The 19,029-nt window shown below is 68.8% G+C and carries 13 protein-coding genes, 1 tRNA gene and 1 pseudogene; 4 read left to right on the top strand and 11 right to left on the bottom strand.

Annotated elements, in window-relative coordinates; translation table 11 throughout:
* Window positions 1–48: 48 nt before the first annotated feature.
* The 5 genes from HRU76_11750 to HRU76_11730 all read right to left on the bottom strand — a co-directional run bounded on the left by HRU76_11750 (window position 49) and on the right by HRU76_11730 (window position 9,581).
* Window positions 49–2,298, bottom strand: coding sequence for a hypothetical protein (locus HRU76_11750; GenBank protein ID QOJ18221.1), 2,250 nt, complete (start codon window positions 2,296–2,298; stop codon window positions 49–51).
* Between the two features lie 77 nt (window positions 2,299–2,375).
* Window positions 2,376–3,488 (bottom strand): undecaprenyl/decaprenyl-phosphate alpha-N-acetylglucosaminyl 1-phosphate transferase, encoded by a 1,113-nt coding sequence (locus HRU76_11745; protein QOJ18220.1) that lies wholly within the window; start codon window positions 3,486–3,488, stop codon window positions 2,376–2,378.
* 72 nt (window positions 3,489–3,560) lie between these two features.
* The gene (gene smc / locus HRU76_11740) at window positions 3,561–7,367 is read right to left on the bottom strand and encodes a chromosome segregation protein SMC (GenBank protein ID QOJ18219.1); all 3,807 of its coding nucleotides are present in this window, start codon (window positions 7,365–7,367) and stop codon (window positions 3,561–3,563) included.
* A 124-nt stretch (window positions 7,368–7,491) separates the two neighbouring features.
* Window positions 7,492–9,366: a flagellar basal body P-ring protein FlgI gene (locus HRU76_11735; protein QOJ18218.1), complete on the bottom strand. Its 1,875-nt coding sequence runs from the start codon at window positions 9,364–9,366 to the stop codon at window positions 7,492–7,494.
* 141 nt (window positions 9,367–9,507) lie between these two features.
* Window positions 9,508–9,581 (bottom strand) — tRNA-Val (locus HRU76_11730).
* 122 nt (window positions 9,582–9,703) lie between these two features.
* On the opposite strand from HRU76_11730, the gene HRU76_11725 reads away from it, so the two are divergent.
* On the top strand, window positions 9,704–9,952 hold the full coding sequence (locus HRU76_11725) for a hypothetical protein (GenBank protein QOJ18217.1): 249 nt from the start codon (window positions 9,704–9,706) through the stop codon (window positions 9,950–9,952).
* Here HRU76_11725 and HRU76_11720 read toward each other — a convergent pair.
* Window positions 9,940–10,077 (bottom strand): hypothetical protein, encoded by a 138-nt coding sequence (locus HRU76_11720; protein ID QOJ18216.1) that lies wholly within the window; start codon window positions 10,075–10,077, stop codon window positions 9,940–9,942. The two genes, HRU76_11725 and HRU76_11720, sit on opposite strands and share 13 nt — an antisense overlap.
* Before the next feature lie 34 nt (window positions 10,078–10,111).
* On the opposite strand from HRU76_11720, the pseudogene HRU76_11715 reads away from it, so the two are divergent.
* Window positions 10,112–10,198: pseudogene (locus tag HRU76_11715) on the top strand (energy transducer TonB).
* A 758-nt stretch (window positions 10,199–10,956) separates the two neighbouring features.
* Window positions 10,957–11,493, top strand: a complete 537-nt coding sequence (locus HRU76_11710) for a DinB family protein (protein ID QOJ19176.1) — start codon at window positions 10,957–10,959, stop codon at window positions 11,491–11,493.
* Between the two features lie 8 nt (window positions 11,494–11,501).
* Here the strand turns inward: HRU76_11710 and HRU76_11705 are convergent, their stop codons facing one another.
* From HRU76_11705 to HRU76_11695, 3 genes are all read right to left on the bottom strand, one after another.
* A complete protein-coding gene (locus tag HRU76_11705; protein QOJ18215.1) occupies window positions 11,502–13,220 on the bottom strand; it encodes a Ppx/GppA family phosphatase in 1,719 nt (572 codons plus the stop codon).
* Entirely contained in the window at window positions 13,217–14,398 is a 1,182-nt protein-coding gene (locus HRU76_11700; protein ID QOJ18214.1) for a CHAD domain-containing protein, read from the bottom strand. The genes HRU76_11705 and HRU76_11700 overlap by 4 nt, the downstream gene beginning before the upstream one ends.
* Before the next feature lie 192 nt (window positions 14,399–14,590).
* A complete protein-coding gene (locus HRU76_11695) occupies window positions 14,591–15,208 on the bottom strand; it encodes a hypothetical protein (GenBank protein ID QOJ18213.1) in 618 nt (205 codons plus the stop codon).
* A 141-nt stretch (window positions 15,209–15,349) separates the two neighbouring features.
* Here HRU76_11695 and HRU76_11690 point away from each other — a divergent pair, with 141 nt between their 5' ends.
* Window positions 15,350–17,002, top strand: a complete 1,653-nt coding sequence (locus tag HRU76_11690) for a type I 3-dehydroquinate dehydratase (GenBank protein ID QOJ18212.1) — start codon at window positions 15,350–15,352, stop codon at window positions 17,000–17,002.
* Window positions 17,003–17,011: 9 nt separating this feature from the next.
* Here the strand turns inward: HRU76_11690 and HRU76_11685 are convergent, their stop codons facing one another.
* Together HRU76_11685 and plsX are read right to left on the bottom strand one after the other, a co-directional pair.
* A complete protein-coding gene (locus tag HRU76_11685) occupies window positions 17,012–18,013 on the bottom strand; it encodes a ketoacyl-ACP synthase III (protein ID QOJ18211.1) in 1,002 nt (333 codons plus the stop codon).
* Window positions 18,010–19,026 (bottom strand): phosphate acyltransferase PlsX, encoded by a 1,017-nt coding sequence (plsX, locus tag HRU76_11680; protein QOJ18210.1) that lies wholly within the window; start codon window positions 19,024–19,026, stop codon window positions 18,010–18,012. The genes HRU76_11685 and plsX overlap by 4 nt, the downstream gene beginning before the upstream one ends.
* Window positions 19,027–19,029 lie beyond the last annotated feature (3 nt).

The raw sequence follows: 19,029 nt of genomic DNA, 5'->3' as shown, positions 1-19,029 counted from the left end.
GGTGGTGTCCGGCGCTCCGAGCTGACGAATGCGTGTGGATCGGGGCGCTCACTTCATCGTTCGCTCGTGCACGCGCGTGCGATCACTCTCCGAAAGTCGCTTGAGTTCATCGAGGCGCCACGCCTCGTCGATCGCCAGGACGCGGCGGTACTGCTCGCGGGCTTCGTCATGCCGGCCCGACTCCCACAGCACATCGGCGAGCGCCAGACGGGGCGTCAAGCCGTGCGGGTCCAGACCCGCCGCCTCGCGCCGCAGGGCGATGGCATGGTCCCAGTCCGCCGCGTGGCCGGTGACGCGAGCAATTGACTCCGCCATTCCCGCCGCGGCGGCGACCGTGCGCGGGATGCGACGAATCGCCATCGCGCGCTCCGCCAGCGACAGGGCTTGCATCATGTCCTCCGCGTTTGCGGGCTGGGTCAGCTGACCCGCGATCATCCGCTGCTCCGCCGCCGCCAGCAGCAGCCGCCAGTCGCCCGGCAGGCGCTCGTGGGCTTCAAGCAACAGGTCCGACGCACGCTTCCGTGTCTCACGATGCCGCGCCGGGTCAGTGCGCGCCGCGGAGCCCAGCGACGCGAGACCTCGCGCCGCTTCATCCGCCACGGACTTCGCCCGCCACGCTGGAACCGCGCCGCCGGTAATCAGCAGCACCGTGTACGCCGCTACCACACCCGGCGCGAGCCAGGCGATCCTGCTCGGGCCGCGTGTCGCGCGCGCCGCATCGTCACCGCCCCCAGGTCGGCCATCTCTGGCATTGCCGCCACCGCCCGCACCCGCCACACCCAGCAGCGCCAGCGCCCACCCCGCCGCCCCGGGTTGCGTGAACGTCAGTTCAATCTGCCCGTGCGCCAGCAGCGCGGCGGCCCCGGCGGCGAGCGACATCGCAATCGCTTGACCCGGCAAGGCCAGCAGCACGCGACGCAGGACCAGCGCCAGAGCGATCAGTGCCGCAAACCCGACGATCCGCGGCACAAGCGAGGCGCCATCCAGCACCCGCATCTCCTGCACGATGAGCGCGGCCGCCATCGCCAACGTGAGCATGGCGAGACTGAGCGCTCCCCGGACGCTGGACGCGGATTGATCCGCTGGCTCATCGGGCGTCACCGAACGCACGCCCGCGCGCCACACCAGCAGCATCGCCAGCACGATCCACGCCAGCCCCCACACGCCCAGCGACGCCAGCCAGTCGAGAAACACCGAGTGCGCGCTGGCCACTTCCTCCGGCGCGTTGGGCAATCGGTGCAGCACGTAGGCGGGCTGGTAGCCGTCCGGCCCCGCGCCCGTCAGCAGGTGGTCGGCGACGATCCGCGCGCTGGCCACCGCGTAATGCCAGCGGAAGAGCACGCTCTTCTCTCCCGCGAAGCCCTCTGGAAGCACCGCGCCGCGCACGATGACGCCCAGCATCGCTGCGATCACCGCCGCCATGACCAGCCCGCCGCCAGTCATGCCGGCTCGACGGACGTTGATGCGAGCATTCAACCACAGCATCCCCAGCACGCCCACGCCCAGCCCCGCGGCGGCGTACGCGCCTTTCGATCCGCACAGGATCAGCCCGACGATCGCCCCCGCCAATCCCAGCGCCAGCACGCCCCACCAGCCGCTGGGCGTGCGGGCCCGCACCGCAGCGACCAGCAGCCCCAGCATCACCACCACGCCCGCCACCATGAACGATCCGAACACGTTGGCCAGCGGAAACCAGCCCGTGGCCTCCGGCTGCATGAGCCGGCGCTCAAAGATGGCCGCCGCGTTCGACCCCGGCTCGATGCCCTGGGCAGCCAGCACATCCAGCCGGTGCTCGCGGTAGTAGCGCAACGTCTCCGCGTGTTCGATGAACACCTGCGACGCACCTCGGATGACCAGCGGCGCGATGACGGCGACCAGCACCGCAGCGGCGGAGGCGCGAACCCCCCGATCCCGCGCCAGATGCGCCAGCGTGGCCGCGCTGATGACCGCGCTGAACCACCCGGCGCCTCGCCACAGGTCATCGAAGGACTGTGACGCGTGCCACGCCAGCACCGGCAGGGGCGCCAGCGCCAACCCCATCAACCGCCAGTCGATGCTTCGGCCCACCCTTCGCTCGTGCAGCAGTGCGACCGCGCATGCCAGCAGCACCGCCGCGTCCCACAGCATCATGCCAAGCGGCGTGATGTCGGGACCAGCGGTCGGATCCAGAAGCGGGTCAGTGCCGAACGCCAAGTGCGGTGACAGCACCACAAGGCACCGCATGACAATCATCGCGACGATGAAGGTCGCCGTCACAAGGTTGAACGTCTCGCGCGATGAATCGGCCGGTCGAGCCATGCGACAGCGTAGGAAGGGCGGGGGAGCAGGTTCTCCGAGGTCGGTGATCAGATCGCGGACATGCGTCTGTATGCGTTCTACGCGCTGGCGCCGCTCCGCCCCTTGGCGTGCCGGCTGGCGTGCTCCAGGATGACGATGGCCAGAATCACCAGTCCCGTCTGGCCGAAGACCAGCCCCGCCTGCCACGCTTCCAACCGACCCAGCGAGACGCCGCCCACGCCCGTCACCGCGGTCAAGGCCCAGATCAGGATGACAGCGCCGCGCTTGCTCAACCCGCGCTCCACCAGTCGATGGGAGAAGTGCTGCTGGTCGCCCACGAACGGACTCTTTCCCTGCCTCAGCCGGATCAATGTGACGCTGGTGAAGTCGTAGAGCGGGATCGCCAGCACCACGACGGGCATGAACACGCCGTACCACCCGCCGCCCAGCCCCTCGTGCAGGAAGGTTGTGCGCGCCGTCAGCACCGCCAGCAGAAAACCGATCACCAGCGACCCGCCGTCGCCCATGAAGATCTTGGCCGGCGGGAAGTTGAACACCAGAAAGCCGATCAGCCCGCCTACCAGCAGGGCCAGCACCGCCGCGATGAACCACTGCTGGTTGAGCAACGTGGCGGCCAGCAGGAACGACGCCGCGATGGCGCTCACGCCCCCGGCCAGCCCGTCCATGTTGTCGAGAAAGTTGATGGCGTTGGTGATGACCACGATCCACGCGATGGTGATGAGCACGCTGGGCGCCGGCCCGAGCAGTTCCAGCAGGCGCACCTCGAACCAGATCGTCATCACCGCCGCCGCGGCGACCTGCACGCCCAGCTTGATGAACGGCCCCAGCGAACGACGGTCATCGACCACGCCGGTCAGGTGCAGCGCCAGCAGGCACGCCAGCAAGGCGATGGCCGTGGGCAGCGTCTCGCCCAGACGGGGCAGGTGCTGCTCCAATGGCGGCAGCCACGCCCCCCATTGTTCGCCCGGAACGAGGATCACCGCCGCGATGCCTCCCAGCATGGGCGCCGCCACGGCAAGGAAGATGGCCACGCCGCCCGTGTTGGGAATGGGCCGCAGCACCTTCACATGCCCCTTGGCTCCCGGGGAATCAAGGGCCCGCAGCCGCAGCCCGACCGCTCGCATCACCGCCGTCATCGGGCAGGCGATGGCGAACCCCACGAGGATGAGGGACAGGACGGGCCAGATCATGCGGGGGACATGGTAGCGAACCCCCGGCCCTGAAGCGGGTCGTTCGCGCTCGGGCGTAACCGACTGAATCAATCACTCCGAGGCGACGGACTCCTCCGGCTCCCAGGCGCGGGCCAGGGTCGCGCGGAGCGCGGAGTCCGGCTTGACGTCGATGAGAGGCGGATCAGCGCGCGTTTCCGCCGGCGACAGGTCGGAGCGATCAGACGCCTCAACGCCCTCAGATCTCTCGATCGCCTCGCGCGCGATGTGCCCATCGTGCCCCACGTGCTCGAAACGCACGTTGACGCGCTTGGACACGCCGCGCTCCTGCATCGTCACGCCGTAGAGCTGGTCGCAATGCTGCATGGTGCGCTTGTGGTGGGTGATGACGATGAAGTGGCTGTGATCGAGGAACGGCTGAAGCGAGCCGCAGAACCGCTCCACGTTGGCGTCATCGAGCGCCGCATCCACTTCGTCGAGAATGCAGAATGGGGATGGCTTGGACTGGAAGATGGAGAGCAGCAGGGCCACGGCGGTCAGGGTCTTCTCACCGCCGGAGAGTTGATTGAGCACGCGCGGCTGCTTGCCGGGGGGCTTGGCGCGGATCTCGATGCCGGACTCGAGCCAGTCAACCTCGCCGCTTTCCGTGGGCAGCAGCACGATGTCCGCCTGACCGCCCCCGAAGAGGCGGCGGAACATGCCGTCCTGTCCGGCGAAGTGCTCGCGCACGGTGTTGAACGTGGCCTCGAAGCGCTCGCGGCTGACCGCTTCGAGCTGCGAGATGAGCGTGGTGAGGCGCTTGCAGGCGTCGTCAATGTCCGCCACCTGGCGGATCAGGTCGGTGTTGCGCTCGGCAAGCTGCGTCTCCTCCTCGATGGCGTCAAGGTTGACGTTGCCCAGCGCCTTGATGGCCAGCCGCAGTTCCTCCGCTTCGGCTTCCCATGCCGGGCGGTCGATGGCGGCGGCATCGGCGTCGGCCTGGCGGGCGGCACGGTGCTCCGCCGCGGCGGCGCGCAGGTCGAGCTCCAGTTCCGCGAGCGTGCGCTCCTCGAGGTTCTCTCGCTTGATCTCAATCTCGCGCCGGCTCATCTCGAGGGCGTGGTAGTCGCGGTCCAGCTGCTGGCCCCGCGTGCGGGCAAGATTCAGCCGTTCGGCCCGCTGGTTGAGAACCTCCTGTGCCTGGCGCAGTTCGTCCACCACCGCCGCGATCGACTCGGTCACGTCGCGGAGCCGGGCGTCGCTCTCTTCGACCGACTGCTGGGCCTCGGCGATGATTTCCTCGAATCGCTCGATCTGCTGCTGTCGGCGCAGGCGCTGATCCTCCAGCACGCCCAGTCGTCGCTGCGATTCCTCGACCATGGCCCGCAGACGGCGATCCTCCCGCCGCGAGGCCTCGAGCTTCTCCGTCGTCTGACCCAGCGTCACGCGGGCCTGCGACAGGCGCTCCTGCGAAACACCCGCGGCGGATTCGGCCTGACGCATGCGATCAATCGCGTCGGCGAGCGCGGCGGCCTGCTCCTCCCGCAGCCGGTCAAGCGAGGCGATGCGTTCGCTCAACTCGGCGCACTCGCGGGCAAGCGCCTCGCCCTGCGATGAGAAGTCCGCGACCTCCTTGGCAAGCGACGCGATGACGCGATTCTGCCGCTCCAGCTCATGGTCCAGCCGCTGAATCTGGTAGGTGCAATCGACCACGTCGCGCTGGCGCTGCGCCAGCGACGCCGAAGCCGCCGAGAGCGACGCCTCCGCCTCCCTGGCCTGGGAGGAGATCGCCTCCAGCGACGCCGCACGCTCGGCGATCCGTGCGTCGAGCGAGCCGATCTGCTCCGTGAGCAGCTGCAGTTCGACACGCCGGGTGAGAAGCCCATCCACCGCCGCGGCCCCGGCCGCGCCGCGCGTGATGACGCGGCCGTCCGGCTCCAGCACGTCGCCTTCGGGCGTGACGAAGCGGCAGCCGCGCAGCGGCCCCGCGCCAAGCAGCAGGGCGGCGTCCAGCGAGCCGACAACCAGCGTGCGGCCCAGCAGGCGCTGCGCGATGTCGCCCGCTTCGGGCTTCACGCGAACCAGGTCGAGCACCCGCGAGACACCGGCCGGCAGTTCCAACGGAGCCCCACCCGCCGCGTCGCCTGAAAGCCGCGCCGCGAACCGGACCGGACCGCGGAGCGATCGGGCTTCGCTGGCGAAGGCGTCGGACGAACCGAGCCGGTCGATGACGATGAGTTCCAGATCGGGACCAAGCGCCGCCTCGACGATGGCCGCGTGCTGGCGCGTGGTGTCGAGGAAGTCCGCCAGCAGGCCGATGACGCCCGGGAATCGCCGCGGGTTATCGAGCACCTGCTTGGCCGCGTCCCCCAGTCCCTCGTGCGCCGCCTGCATCTCGGCGAGCAGGTGACGACGGGATTCCAGACCGGCGCGGTCATGCCGCAGCTCAGCCAGAGCGGCAGCCAGTTCCGCCTGTCGATCCCCCAGCGAGCCGAGCGCCGCTTCCGCCCGCTGAACAACGGCGGCCAGTTCCTCGGCCTGCTCGTTCGCGGCGGCCGCCGACTGGATCGCATCCTGCCGCTGGGACCGGATGGACTCGAGTTCCGAGGCCACTTCCTCCTGCTTGGCGCGCACGCGGGCGACCTGCTCGTCGAGGGAAGATCGCCTCGCTTCCGTTGACTGCAGCCGCGCCGTCAGTTGCGCCTGCTCACGCTCGATCCGCGCGACGGTGTCGCGAGCCAGATCATGTGCCTGGCGGGAGGCGATCACGGCGTGCTGGGCGACGGCGTGATCCTTCGCGGCGGATTCGGCTTCGCGCTCCGCCGCGGCGGCCTGCTCGACCAGCACCGCCAGCGAGTCCCGCAGGTCAGCCAGATCAGCGGACAGCGACTCGACCCGCCGCGACAGTTCCTCGCGGGCGGCATCGTCATCGTGAACGTGGGCCTTCGCCTCTTCGAGATTGCGCCGGGTCAGGTCGCGGCGCTGTTCGGCGTTGCGCCGGTTGGCTACATGCTCCAGCCGCTGCTGCTCCATGTCGCGCTGACGGCGCTCGACCTCATGCCGCGCAATCTCCGCCTGCTGCTTCTCGTCCTCGGCGGCGACGATCAGTCCAGCCAATTCGGTCCGCTGGGCTTCGAGATCGGTCAGACGGCTGGTCAGACCATGCAGACGATCGCACAGATCGTGGTAATCCTCGAAGGCCAGTTCCGTGCGGAGGAAGCGGTGTCGCTCGTCGAGTTCCTTGAAGCGGCGGGCCTTCTCCGCCTGCGATTTGACAATGCGCAGACGCCGCTCGGTCGAGGCCAGTTCCTCGCGCACCACGACGAGGTGGCGTTCGGACGACTCCAGTTTGCGCTGGGCCTCGATGCGGCGCGCCTTGAACTTCGCCACGCCCGCGGCCTCCTCGAAGATGGCCCGACGATCGAAGGCGTTGGCGACCAGCATGGCGTCCACCTTGCCCTGCTCGATGATCGAGTAGGCGTCGGTGCCGATGCCGGTGTCGAGGAAGAGCTCCTTGATGTCGCGCAGGCGGGCCTTGTCGCCGTTGATGAGGTACTCGCTGCGCCCATCGCGGTAGAGGCGACGCGTGACCTCCACCACGTCGGTGTCCACGGGCAGAGCGCGGCGGTCGCGCAGGTCGGTCGCCTCCGGGTTTTCGACAGGGTTGTCAAAGGTCAGCGTGACGCTCGCCGCCCCCATCGGTTTGCGGGCGGCGGAACCGGCGAAGATGACGTCCAGCATCTCCGAGCCGCGCAGCGACTTGGCCGATCGCTCTCCCAGCACCCACTTGATGCTGTCCACCACGTTGGACTTGCCGCACCCGTTGGGACCGACGATCCCCGTGATGGGGGCGTCGAACCGGAACTCGGTGACATCGGCGAACGACTTGAAACCCGAAATGGTGAGCTTCGCCAGCCGCATGCGGCGCTGACCTCCTGTCAACGGCAGGCCGCCCTTCCGTGGGCGGCCAGGTGTCTGGTTCCTATCGGATCGGCTCACCGGAAAACTGCACAAGGCGTCGTGACATCCGATGCCGCGCCCACCCTCACCGGCCAGGGGGTGCATCGGAACCTCCGCTTGCCGGCCCCTGATCCCGCCGGATGGGGGCCAGCACCCCGCCGCCGTCGATCGCGGAGCCGCCCTGATCCCCCGGCGTCGGCGAAGGCGCCGGGGGCAACTCTTCGAACTCGATGAACTCAGGCCGCTCCTGGTAGTCGCGGCGCTCCGCCATGCGCTCCTGGATCGCCAGCAGAATCCGGTCCTGCTCGGTGCGGAACTGAACGCCCGGAAGATGCTGCGCGGCGTGAATCGCGTGCAGGATGCCGATGGTCTCGGTGTAGGTCAGCCCCAGCCCCGGCATCGGACGCTCGATTGTCGTGGTATGGCCGAGGAACGGAATGAACTCCGTCAGGCGAGGCGAGATGCGGTGAGGCGAGGCGTTCCCCTCTTCATCGCGATACAGCACATCAATCAGGTCGCTGTCCGCGCCGCCGCGGATGATGAAGCGGCTCCCCCACGTCTGCAGCGTGATGGGTCGGCTGATCTCGTTGTTCAGCCCGAAGACCACGATGCGCGGGAACTCGAGCAGGGTCACGTAGATCATCGGACGCGCCGACTCCACGTAATCCACCATGAACTTGCGATCGACCTGAATGGTGCGGATGAACCGCGTGTTCGCCTTGGCCAGCGCCTCGTACGCGGCGATGCGCACATCCGGATCGGCGTCGTCCAGCAGCTCGCGGAGCGCGAAGATCGTGCCCGGCTGCGGCGACATGTCGCCCAGCAGACGAATCGCGTCCTTGCGAACCACGGGCGAACCGGTCTTCGCCAGATCCAGCAGGTGCGGCTCGACGTGCGCGTCGTTGAGACGCGCCCCCGCCCGCAGGGCGGCGTACCGGGGCTTCTCCTCCGGGTAGGTGTAGAACTCGCGGATGCCCGGCAGCACCTGCACCCCCAGCGCCTGCCATCGCCAGGTCGCGTGCTCGAACTCGCCGGGAGCACGCTTGAGCTCGCGATTGATGAACTGCACGGCGTACGGGGTCGCCCCCGTCAGCAGCGTGGTGTGCTGCAGGAGATAGGTGAACTCGCTCACGCGACCGTAGTACGACGGCGGCACGGTGATCTCGATCGATGCGTCCCCCTCGCCCCGCGCCGTCTTGCTGCGCTGACCCGGCTCCTGCGGAAAGTACGAGTTGATCACCTGTTGCAGCGTGCTGGCGGTCGTGTGGCTCGGCGACGCGATGCGCAGTTTGAGCGGCAGGTCGCGCGAGGTCGCCCCGCCGCCCAGGATGTGGCCCGACATGCGGTTCACGTTGGTGCCCGTGGCAAGCTCGGCGGTTTCGTCGCCACCCGGCGTGACGAAGGGATTGGTGAAGATGTCGCCGCTCGCCTTGGCGATCGCCCTCGCCTGGCGGCTGCCCACCGGGGGCGGACCGGGATTCAGCATCGGCCGCAGATCGGTCGTCCACAGACGCCCGCCTTCCAGACTGGTGGCGTCAGTCCCCGGCGGAATCGATACGCGCACGTCGAACCGGGTTCCCTGCGGCGACCCGCCTGGAATGATCCCCTCGACAATCACCACCGCGGTATCCGGCGAATCCAGCAGCGCCTCCGGCGACAGCGAAGAGCCCATGCTCACCTGTCCCACCCCCATCCGGGCCATCTCCGCCAGCATGTGCGCCCGCACCGGGTCGGGCATGATGCGCGACCCCGTGCCCCGAAGCCCCACCACGAACCCCCAGCCATGCACCACGATGTCTTCATGCCCGTCCAGCACGCCCAGGGAAGCCACCGTGCCCTTCATGATCTCCGGCACGTCCAGCGGAATCGTGGCCTTGGTATTGGCGGAGCGCGGTTGCGGCGGCGCCTTTTCCACGCCGCTGCACGCCGACAGCGCGCCCAGCCCGAAAGCCAGGAGCACCAGGCCTGTCCGAGGAAGCCAACCTGAAAACGTCAGACGCGGTGAATGAGGAGGCATGCGTACTTCCGAGCAGGGGTGGGCGTTGCCACTGGACAGCGTACCGCACCAGCCCCCGCGACACAATGATCTTCCCCGCGGCAATGGGCGCTGAGGGGCTCGAACCCCCGACCTCCGCTGTGTAAAAGCGATGCTCTAGCCAGCTGAGCTAAGCGCCCGGACTCTCGACCGCGATTCTAGACCCGCAGAGCCAAACCTCCTCCCCCGAGCGTGGCCGCCATCGATCCACTCCGGCAGGGCCGGATTCTCCCGGCCATATGCGACAGGACTACCATCCGACATGTCCGTGGAAGCCGCCATGCAGATCGTCGCCCGCATCCGGGTGACCTACAGCGCCCGCATCACGGTGTCACGGGCGGAAATGGAGGACGGCGCCATCCTCGTCCAGATGACCGCACGACGGGTCAACGGCCGCCTCCTCGTGGCGCGCGAGCCGGAACCCCTCGCCGCCGCCCGTCGGCTGGAGGAACTGCTCCTCCTTGACGACCGCAACCACCACGACGTGCCGGACGCCCCTCAGCCCTCCTGATCAATCACCTTGCCCTCCGCGTCCAGCCGCTCGATCGTCGGGCCTTCCTCACCCACGTGGATCAGCACCCGGCGGCGACCATCGCCGTCGAGCACTTCGATCCGTGGTCCCTCCTTGTCCGCCATCAGCCGGATGCGCGGCGAGAGCGACACCACTCCCCCCATCCCACCCCCCCCACCTGCCCCCCCACCTGCTCCCCCACCTGCTCCCCCACCGCCGCCCTGCCCGCCGCCCCGCCCCTTGTAGGCGTCGGTGCCGTAGAGGAACAGCGACGACCCATCAGCCGTTCCCGTCATCATGATTCGCGGCTGATTGTCCGAGCCCGTGATGATGAGCTGCTGCGTCTGAATGCTGCGCGGATTCCCCCCTCCCTGACCCGCCGCCCCCTGCTCCGCTGCCATCCAACCCCCCAGCCACGAGCCGCCAAGCCCCAGCATCCCCGCCACGGCGATGAGTCGCCACCGACGGCTGGATCGCTCCAAGGCCGACAACCGGGCTTCGACGCCGACATCGGACGTGACTGAACCAAGGCGAACCTCTTCGGACTGACTCTGCAGCGCACACATGATGGATGGTCCTTTCGTCGTCAGAACTCCTGGGCGAACCCGGGCAGCGCGGGCGCAACCACGCACCCGAAGGGAAAGACCCACCGCGAATCAGCGTCCTTCCGGCTGAAACCGGTCCGGACGGTCATCCTACCGCATGAGCGAGACGACCGCATCGCGCCGTCGGACACATTCCATCGAAGCGCAAGGCGATGGATGCGGGCGTGGGCGCCGACTGGGGGTATGGGAACCGACGACGCAACGAGCCGGGTTTTCCCCCTGATGCCGATCGCATGCCGTTCACGGTCGGGCGGTACCCGATGGATTCCCCGGCAGTTCGCTCATCTCGGGCATGGCGTTCCCGGACACCAGATGCTGCTTACGATGCCGCCTCGAAACATCCGGCTCCTGGCGGTCGATCGCCGCGATGATTCATTGCAAGGTCGAACGGGTCGCATGATGCAGTTTGAACTGAACCACGCCCTCGACGTTCTTTCCCGCACGCCCGGCGTGCTGCGCACCCTGCTGGCCGGCTTGCCCGCCGATTGGACCGAGCGGCCCTACGGCCCGAATACATGGAGCGCGAAGGAAGTCTTGGCGCACCTGGTGTACGGCGAGCGCACGGACTGGATCCCCCGGCTGCAGATCATTCTCGAACACGGCGACGAGAAGCCCTTCGAGCCCTTTGACCGCACCGGGCACGCGGACCTGCTTGCCTCGAACACGCTGGGACAACTGCTGGACCTGTTCGAGCGCGAACGGGCGGATGGCCTGGCGACCCTGCGCGGACTGAACCTCGGCCCTGCGGACTTCGAGCGGCGAGGCCGACACCCCGCACTGGGCGCCGTGACGCTGGGCAACCTGCTGGCGACGTGGGTCGTGCATGACCTCAACCACATCGCGCAGGCCTGCAAGGCGACGGCGCACCAGTACCGCGAGGCGGTGGGGCCGTGGGAGCAGTATCTGTCGATTCTCTCGCCTCCCAATCCACGGTGAGCAATCGGTCATCGGTCGTGGCTGATTCGGGCCTTGTGCGGCGGCACCTCGGGCATCGCGGGGCGCGTCGTCTTCGGTTCGATGGAGACGCGGGAAGCCGGTGTCACGGCCGCACCGAGCGGCGCTCCAGCGCTGCTCGGTCGCTGCTCCAGCCGCACGGCCACGCCGAACGCCCTCTCGAACAGGTCCGCCTTGCGCTCCGCGCCCCACAGGTCCACCGAGACATCCTGCGCGGCGGCGACCTCGATCACGATCGCATTCTCCACCCGCCGCAGCGTCAGATCGCGCACGCGCTGCGTGTGGGAGCGATCCAGCCCCACGGCCAGCCGGAGGATCGCAGCCAGACGGCGCACGGCTTCTCGCTCGGCCTTCTTCAGTCGTGCGAAGTTGTCGTGCTTCTTGCGAGGCATCGCGCCGCGGTGGTAGCGGGCGATGTTGGCCAGCAGCTCCAGTTCGCGCGTGCTGAACCCCGCAAGGTTGCTGTGCAGAATCAGATGGTAACTGTGCTTGTGATGACTGGAGTAGTTGACGAAGTAGCCCACGTCGTGCAGCAGGGCGGCGGCCTCGAGCAGCAATCGCTCGCCGGGGCCGGCCCAGTCGCGGTGCGACGCATCCAGCAGCGACGGCAGCTGATCGAAGAGCCGCAGCGCCAGGGTCGCCACGTGCTCGGCATGCTCCTTCTCGTAATGACAGGTGAGGGCGAACTGACGCACGCTGCGCAGCCGATCGTGCGCGGTGGGCGCGACGGGCTCGGCGGGAGGAAACATCCCCGCCACCATCTCGTGCAGAAGCCCCTCGCGGATGCCCTGATCATGCACGCGCAGCCGGTTGGCGCCGAGGTGCCGCAGCACGCGATCCACGATCGCCAGCCCGGCGACGATGATGTCCGCCCGATCCGCCCCGAGTCCGGAGACGCGGGCGCGCTCGCGCACCTCCATTCGGCGAAGCATGTCGAGCAGGTGGCTGACCTCGGAGCGCTGCATCTCGTAGCCGCGCACGGGGAAGGGCAGGATGCCCGTGCGGGCGGCTTCCTGGCCGCGCTGCATCGACATCGCCGCCAGAGTGGTGAATGTGCCGCCCGTACCGATCAGCAGCGGCGGCGCGAACGGCGGCCTGCCCACGCGCTCCTCCAGCCGCTCGTCGATCGCCTCGACCATGCGGCGGAAGTCGCGGGCCGTTCTCACGCCGTTGAACTGATCGGTCAGACGCACCGCGCCCAGCTTGAGCGTGAAGATGCGCTCGATGATGTGCCCGCTGGACAGGACAATCTCGGTGCTGCCGCCGCCCACGTCCATCACGCCCACCGTCTGACCGGCCAGATCGAAGGCGTTGGACACGCTGAGAAACGCCAGCCGGGCCTCCTCGCGCGCGGAGATGACCTCCAGTTCCAGGCCGGTCCGCTCCCGCACGCGGGCGAGCAGGTCGTCTCGATTCTCCGCCTCGCGCACCGCGCTGGTGCCGGCGAGGCGCAGCCGGGCGACGCCATACCCCTCGGCGATGGTCTTCATCCGCTCGATGGCGAGCAGCGCGGCCTCGATGGCCTCCTCACTCAGGCGTCCCGTCTTCGCCAGGTTGCGCCCCAGCCGGGCGACCACCTTCTCATCATCCATGAGGCGGAAGGACCGATCGGGCGCGACCTCCGCCACCACCAGGCGGATGGAGTTGGTGCCCACGTCGATCGCCGCCACGCGGAGCCGATGGGGTTGGCTTCCCGCCCCGCTGCTCATGGCGTGTCTCCGCTGGATCGGGCATGCCGCGATGAATCAGCGGACCGAGGCGGCGGAGGACAGGCGTGATAGGTCTCAATGACGCACGCTCCGCCGTCACGGGCCGGCGTATCGCCAGCGTTCGCCGAGTCGTCAGGATCGTGCGACGTGCATGGGGCCGCATGAGCGTGACCGTTGGCCGAGGGCGGCGGGTACGCATCGACCGCGTGCGTCGAAGGCGGCTGTGAAACCGTCGCGGGCCGTGAGTCGTCCGGCAGCGCGATGATCGCCTCGCACAACGCCGCCCAGTGCGCGGGAGACCACGACGCCTCAAACGCCTCCCGTCGCTCGGCCAGCCGCGCTTCGACCCACGCGATCAGACCGCTCAGGGCGGCTGAGACGGAGGATTCGCCAGTCGCGCCGGTCAGAGCGTCCGGGGCGGCGAGCGTCTTCCTCAGTTCATCGAGGTCGTTGATCTCGCCCAGGGCGGTCTGGACCTCTCGCAACAGGTCGAGCGTCTCCGCCGCACGATCCGCCAGCACGGGACGGAAGATCTCGATTGAATAGCGCAGCCGCTTGATGTCCAGCCGGATGCGATGAAGCGATTGCAGGTCGGCGCTCGGCGCGGCGTCCGTGATCTCGCGCAGTTCGCCGGCCAGCGCCGACAGCGCGGCGGCCGCGCCCCGAGAGAACGTGGTCGATGGCGCCGCGTCGTCCGTCTGAGCGGGGTCGCGCAATCGGCGCGTCAATCGCTTGCGCAACCGCCGCCACTGCCTGGGCGAACGTCGCCGGGCGGCTTCGTGGAAGACCTGAAGCGCCGCCGCCCGACCGCACTCGAGGCGTGCGATGGCCTCATCGGCGGCCTGAGCCAGCGAAGGATCATCCAACTTTGCAGCCGCCAGAAGCCGGGTCTGCACGTCGGCGCGGCGTGTGTCCGCCGCCGCCTGGCGCAACTCGCGCAGCCACCGGCTGACCCGCTTTCGGTCGCGCCTGCGGATCAGGTTTCGGAAGACGCGAACCGCCGCCCCCGCCCGACGGGTGGCGATGCGGACCTCGTGGATGATCTCGGGCGACGGCTGGTCGTGCTTGCGGGCCTTGCCCACGCGACGTCCGACGGCCTTCAGCCGGTCGCGCAGCAGCCGCCGGGCCGCCTTTCGCAGCGGGGTGTCGGGCGAAATGGGACGATGACCTTCAGCCATGACGATAGGGCGTACGAACAACTCGATCGGAATGACCCGCCCGTCCGCCGCCCGCACCCGCGGCGACCCCCGGCACGCAGCGGTGCATTATACGGTGCGCCCCTGCCCGCCGAACCGAACGGCATGTGAAGATTGTGTCAAGGCGGGACAGGGATGTTCAGCATGGTCGCCAGACGTTGAACGTGGCCTCGATCACGCTGCGCCGCCGAGCATCGCGCGAATCTTCGTCTCAGCGGCGGCGGCGGTCGGCGCGGGCGTGTCGAACGTCAGCCGAAAGACCTCGAACGAACCGCGAATGTCCACGCCGCCCGGGTCGACGGCGACCATGAGCGGCTCCTGCACGTCGATGCTCAGCCGGTGCCTGAGCACGGCCCGCAGGGCGTCGCGCAGCCCTTCGTTCACCGCGCGGCAGAGGCGCGGCTCGTCCGCCGCCAGCGGGTTGGGCACGGTGAGGGCCAGCCCATCGATGACGGCGTCTTCGAACCGGGCCGCATCAATGTTGAGGAAGGCCCAGTTGACATCCGGCTCCTCGCCATGGTGAATGCGCCAGCGGTCGGCCAGCGCCCCCCACTGACCCTGCTCGCGGAAGGGTTCAAGCGTCACCTGCATCTGCATGGCGTCATCGTCGGCGTGGGGGATGAAGAGCACCGTCTCGGCGGCCTCGATCATGGCGACCATCACCGGCGCCACCAGGCGTCCGTCCGGCGCGATGATGAACCGCAGGGGGCGCAGGTGCTCATCGAACTGCAACTCGCCCGAGTGGTGGGCGCGCAGGTGGGCGCGGGCGCGGTCGATGATCCCTTCCAGCATGGTTCGCTCCACGGGGACGTACCATAGGAGGGACAATCGCCGGGAACGGACTCACGCACCGGGCGCGGAATCCGATCGCCGTCCCCGGTGTCTGCCGATGATGGTTCGGCGGGGTGGAGCGTTCGTCGGGAGAAAGGCGTCATGACCTTCATCGCCGTGCCCATCACCGTGGACTCGCCCGGCGACGTGGCGACGTGCCTGGAACGGGCGGGCCGGGCCGCCAGGCAGGGCGCCGCCCTGGTGGAGTGGCGCATCGACCCCCTGGCATCCGAGCCCGAGGCCCCGGACGTACTGGTGCGCCTGGTGAAGGAATCGCCCCTGCCCTGCATCGTCACCTGCCGCATCGCGTCGGAAGGGGGCGCGTTCACCGGCGCGGACGACCACCGCCGCGCCCTGCTGGAGCACCTGGCCCGGTCGGGGCACCTGCCGCGATACGTGGACATCGAGCACGCCCGTTTCTCCCGCGAGCCCGCCGCGTGGCTGGCGGCGCTCATGGGCGGCGACCACCCGCAGCCCGGCTCGGTGGAGATGTCGATCATTCTGTCGGCGCACGACACGCAGGGGCGGCCCGCCGATCTGCTGCGCGTGGTGGAAGCGCTGACGCACGACCGCTCGGCCAACGTGATCAAGGTGGCCTGGCATGCGCGATCGCTGCGAGACAACCTGCAGTGCTTCGACCTGCTGACGGAGCGAGGCAAGCCGATGATCGCATTGTGCATGGGGCCGTTCGGACTGATGAGCCGCGTGCTCGCCCCCAAGTTCGGCGGGTTCATCACCTTCGCGGCGGACGCGCCGGGGCTTGAAACCGCGCCGGGCCAGCCCACCATCGAGCAGCTCAAGGCGCTGTACCGGTTTGACCACGTGGGCGCGGAGACGAAGGTGTACGGCGTGATCGGCTGGCCCGTGGACCACTCGCTGGGGCCGGTGATCCACAACGCGGGCTTCGAAGCCGCGGGGCACGACGGCGTCTATCTGCCGCTGCCGATCCCGGGAGATTCCAGCGAGTACGAGCACTTCAAGGCCACGGTGGGCGAACTGGTCGATCATCCGCGGCTGCACTTCCGCGGCGCGAGCGTAACCATCCCGCACAAGGAGAACCTGCTGCGCTTCGTGGATGAGCGCGGCGGTCGCGTGGACGCCTTCGCCCGCCTCGCCGGAGCGGCCAACACGCTGCTGGTGGGCGCGACCGGCGCCATCGCCTGCCGCAACACCGATGCACCAGCCATCGTCGATTGCCTGTGCGACGCGCTCAACGTCGATCCCCCGCGCCTGGCGGAGCACCGCTTCGCCGTGCTGGGCGCGGGAGGCGTGGCCCGCGCCGCGCTCGCGGGCCTGAGCAAGCACGGGGCGGGGGCGGTGGTCTTCAACCGCTCCCGCGAGCGCGCCGAGCAGTTGATCGCCGACCTGCGCGAGCGGGCCAGGACCGTCAACGTGCAGACGCGGTTGTCGATCGGTTCGCCGGAGGGGCTTCGGGCGGATGAGTTCGACGTGTTCATCAACTGCACACCCGTGGGGATGGCGGGCGGTCCGTCGCCCGATCTTTCTCCGCTGGAGGTGTTGCGAGGCGGGGCGGTGGAGCTGGACGACTCGGTGACGGTCTTTGACACGGTGTACACGCCCTCGCGCACCCCGCTGATCGAGGAGGCGGAATCGCGCGGCGCCCGCGTGGTGCTCGGAGTGGACCTGTTCGTGCGACAGGCGGCGCTGCAGTTCGAGGGATGGACGGGCGAGGAGGCGCCCATCGAGACCTGGCGCGAGGTGCTCAGGCACCGCGAGCCGAGCCGGGCGGAATGATCCCGCCTCTCACATTCGCCACACGCTGCTGGCCCAGGTCAGCCCCGCGCCGAAGGCCACCAGGATGGCGACGTCCCCGGCCTTGAGTCTGCCCGCGCGGACCAGTTCATCGAAGCACAGCGCCACCGAGCCGGCGCTGGTATTGCCGTACCGATCGATGTTGATGAGCACCTTGTCGTCAGGCAGCCCGATCTTCTCCTTGGCCGATTCGATGATCCGGGCGTTGGACTGGTGACAGATGAACTGAGCCACGTCATCCACCGACAGCCCGGTGGCGAGCAGGGCGTCCTCGATCACCTCGCGGAACTTGGTGACGGCGAACTTGTAGACCTCGCGCCCCTGCATGCGCAGGCAGCCGAGGCGGATGGGGTTGTCCCTGTCCCAGTCGAACACCTGATCCGCCCGCATGGGCTGGTAGAGCGTCTGCCACGAGCCCCCGTCGGCGGACATGGTCTGGTACTGGCACCCGCGCGAGGCGTCGGGGTCGGGCGTCAGAATCACCGCGCCGGCGGCGTCGCCGAACAGGATTGACACGGTCCGCTCGCTGGTGTCTGTGATGTTGGTGAGCACGTCGCAGCCCACCACGCCCACGGCCTTGTAGCGACCGGAACGGACCAGGGTGTCCCCCACGTTGAGCGAGTACACGAAGCCGCTGCACCCGGCGACCAGGTCGAACGCGCCGGCGTGACGGATGCCCATTCTTCCGGCGATGCGGCAGGAGGTGGATGGGATGTTCATTTCCTGCGTGCAGCAGCCGACGATGAGCAGGTCCAGGTCATCCGGCTTCATGCCCGCGGCGTCGAGGGCTCGCTCAAGCGACTGCATGCTCAGTTCGACGGTGTGATCGCCCGGCTCGGTGAAGCGGTGACGCTGCACGATGCCGGTGCGCTGGATGATCCACTCGTGCGACGTGTCAAGTTCCCGCGCCAGGTCGAAGTTGGTGACGACGCGATCGGGAACGGCGGACCCGGTTCCGGCGATCCGCACGCCGAGAGGTGCTGGGGCGCTCATTCGATCATGGCTTCCATCGCGCCCAGGCGCTCGGCGATCGCCTCGTTCACGCCCGTGGCGGCGATATTCTTGGTCGTGCGCACGGCGGCGTGGATGGTGCGCCCCACGCTCGACCCGTGACTGATGAGGCACACGCCATTGACCCCCAGCAGCGGCGCGCCGCCGTACTCGTGGTAGTCGTGCTTCTCGTAGATGCGCTTGACGATGGGGCCGAGCCGCCTGGCCAGGTCGGGATCGACCGCCGCCACCTCGCGGGCGATGGCCTTGAAGATGCCCGCCGACAGCCCCTCGGCGAGCTTGATCATGACATTGCCCACCACGCCGTCGGTGATGACCACGTCGGCGGCGCCCTCGAAGACCTCGCGCCCCTCGACGTAGCCGATGAAGTTGACGCGCTCGTCGCGGCGCAGCAGGTCGCGGGCCTGCTGCATGTCGGTGGTGCCCTTCTGCTCCTCGCTGCCCACGTTCATGATGGCCACGCGCGGCTGGTCGATGCCCACCACGCGCCGGGCGAAGATGTCGCCCATCACGCCGTACTGCGCCAGGTGATGGGGCTTGGGCTCGATGTTGGCCCCCACGTCGATGAGCACGATGGGCCCGGAAAACGTGGGCACGGTCACGGCGATGCCGGGACGATGCACGTTGGGCAGACGGCGCATGTGCATCTGGGCCGCGCTCACGCACGCGCCGGTGTTGCCGGCGGAGATGATGCCGTCCAGCGGGTTCTCATGCTTGCGGCTGGCGTGCTGCGCCATCACCACCAGCGAACTGTCCTTCTTGGTGCGCACCGCCTCGACGGGCGGCTCATCCATGCCGATGGACTCGGTGGTGTGAACGATGGTCAGGCGGGGGTCGTCGATGCCCGCTTCGCGGAGCCGGGCGCGGATGACGGTCTCGTCACCGAAGAGGCGAAGCTCGTCCTCCGGCGCCAGTGAGGGAATGGCCAGCAGCACGCCGTCAAGGATGGCCTGCGGCGCGAAATCCCCGCCCATCACGTCGAGGCCGATCCGCATGGG

It is taken from the genome of Phycisphaeraceae bacterium, from assembly GCA_015709595.1.
Classification (GTDB): Bacteria; Planctomycetota; Phycisphaerae; order Phycisphaerales; family SM1A02; genus CAADGA01.
Note: the sequence above shows the minus strand (reverse complement) of the source record. Positions and strands in the feature narration are given on the sequence as shown.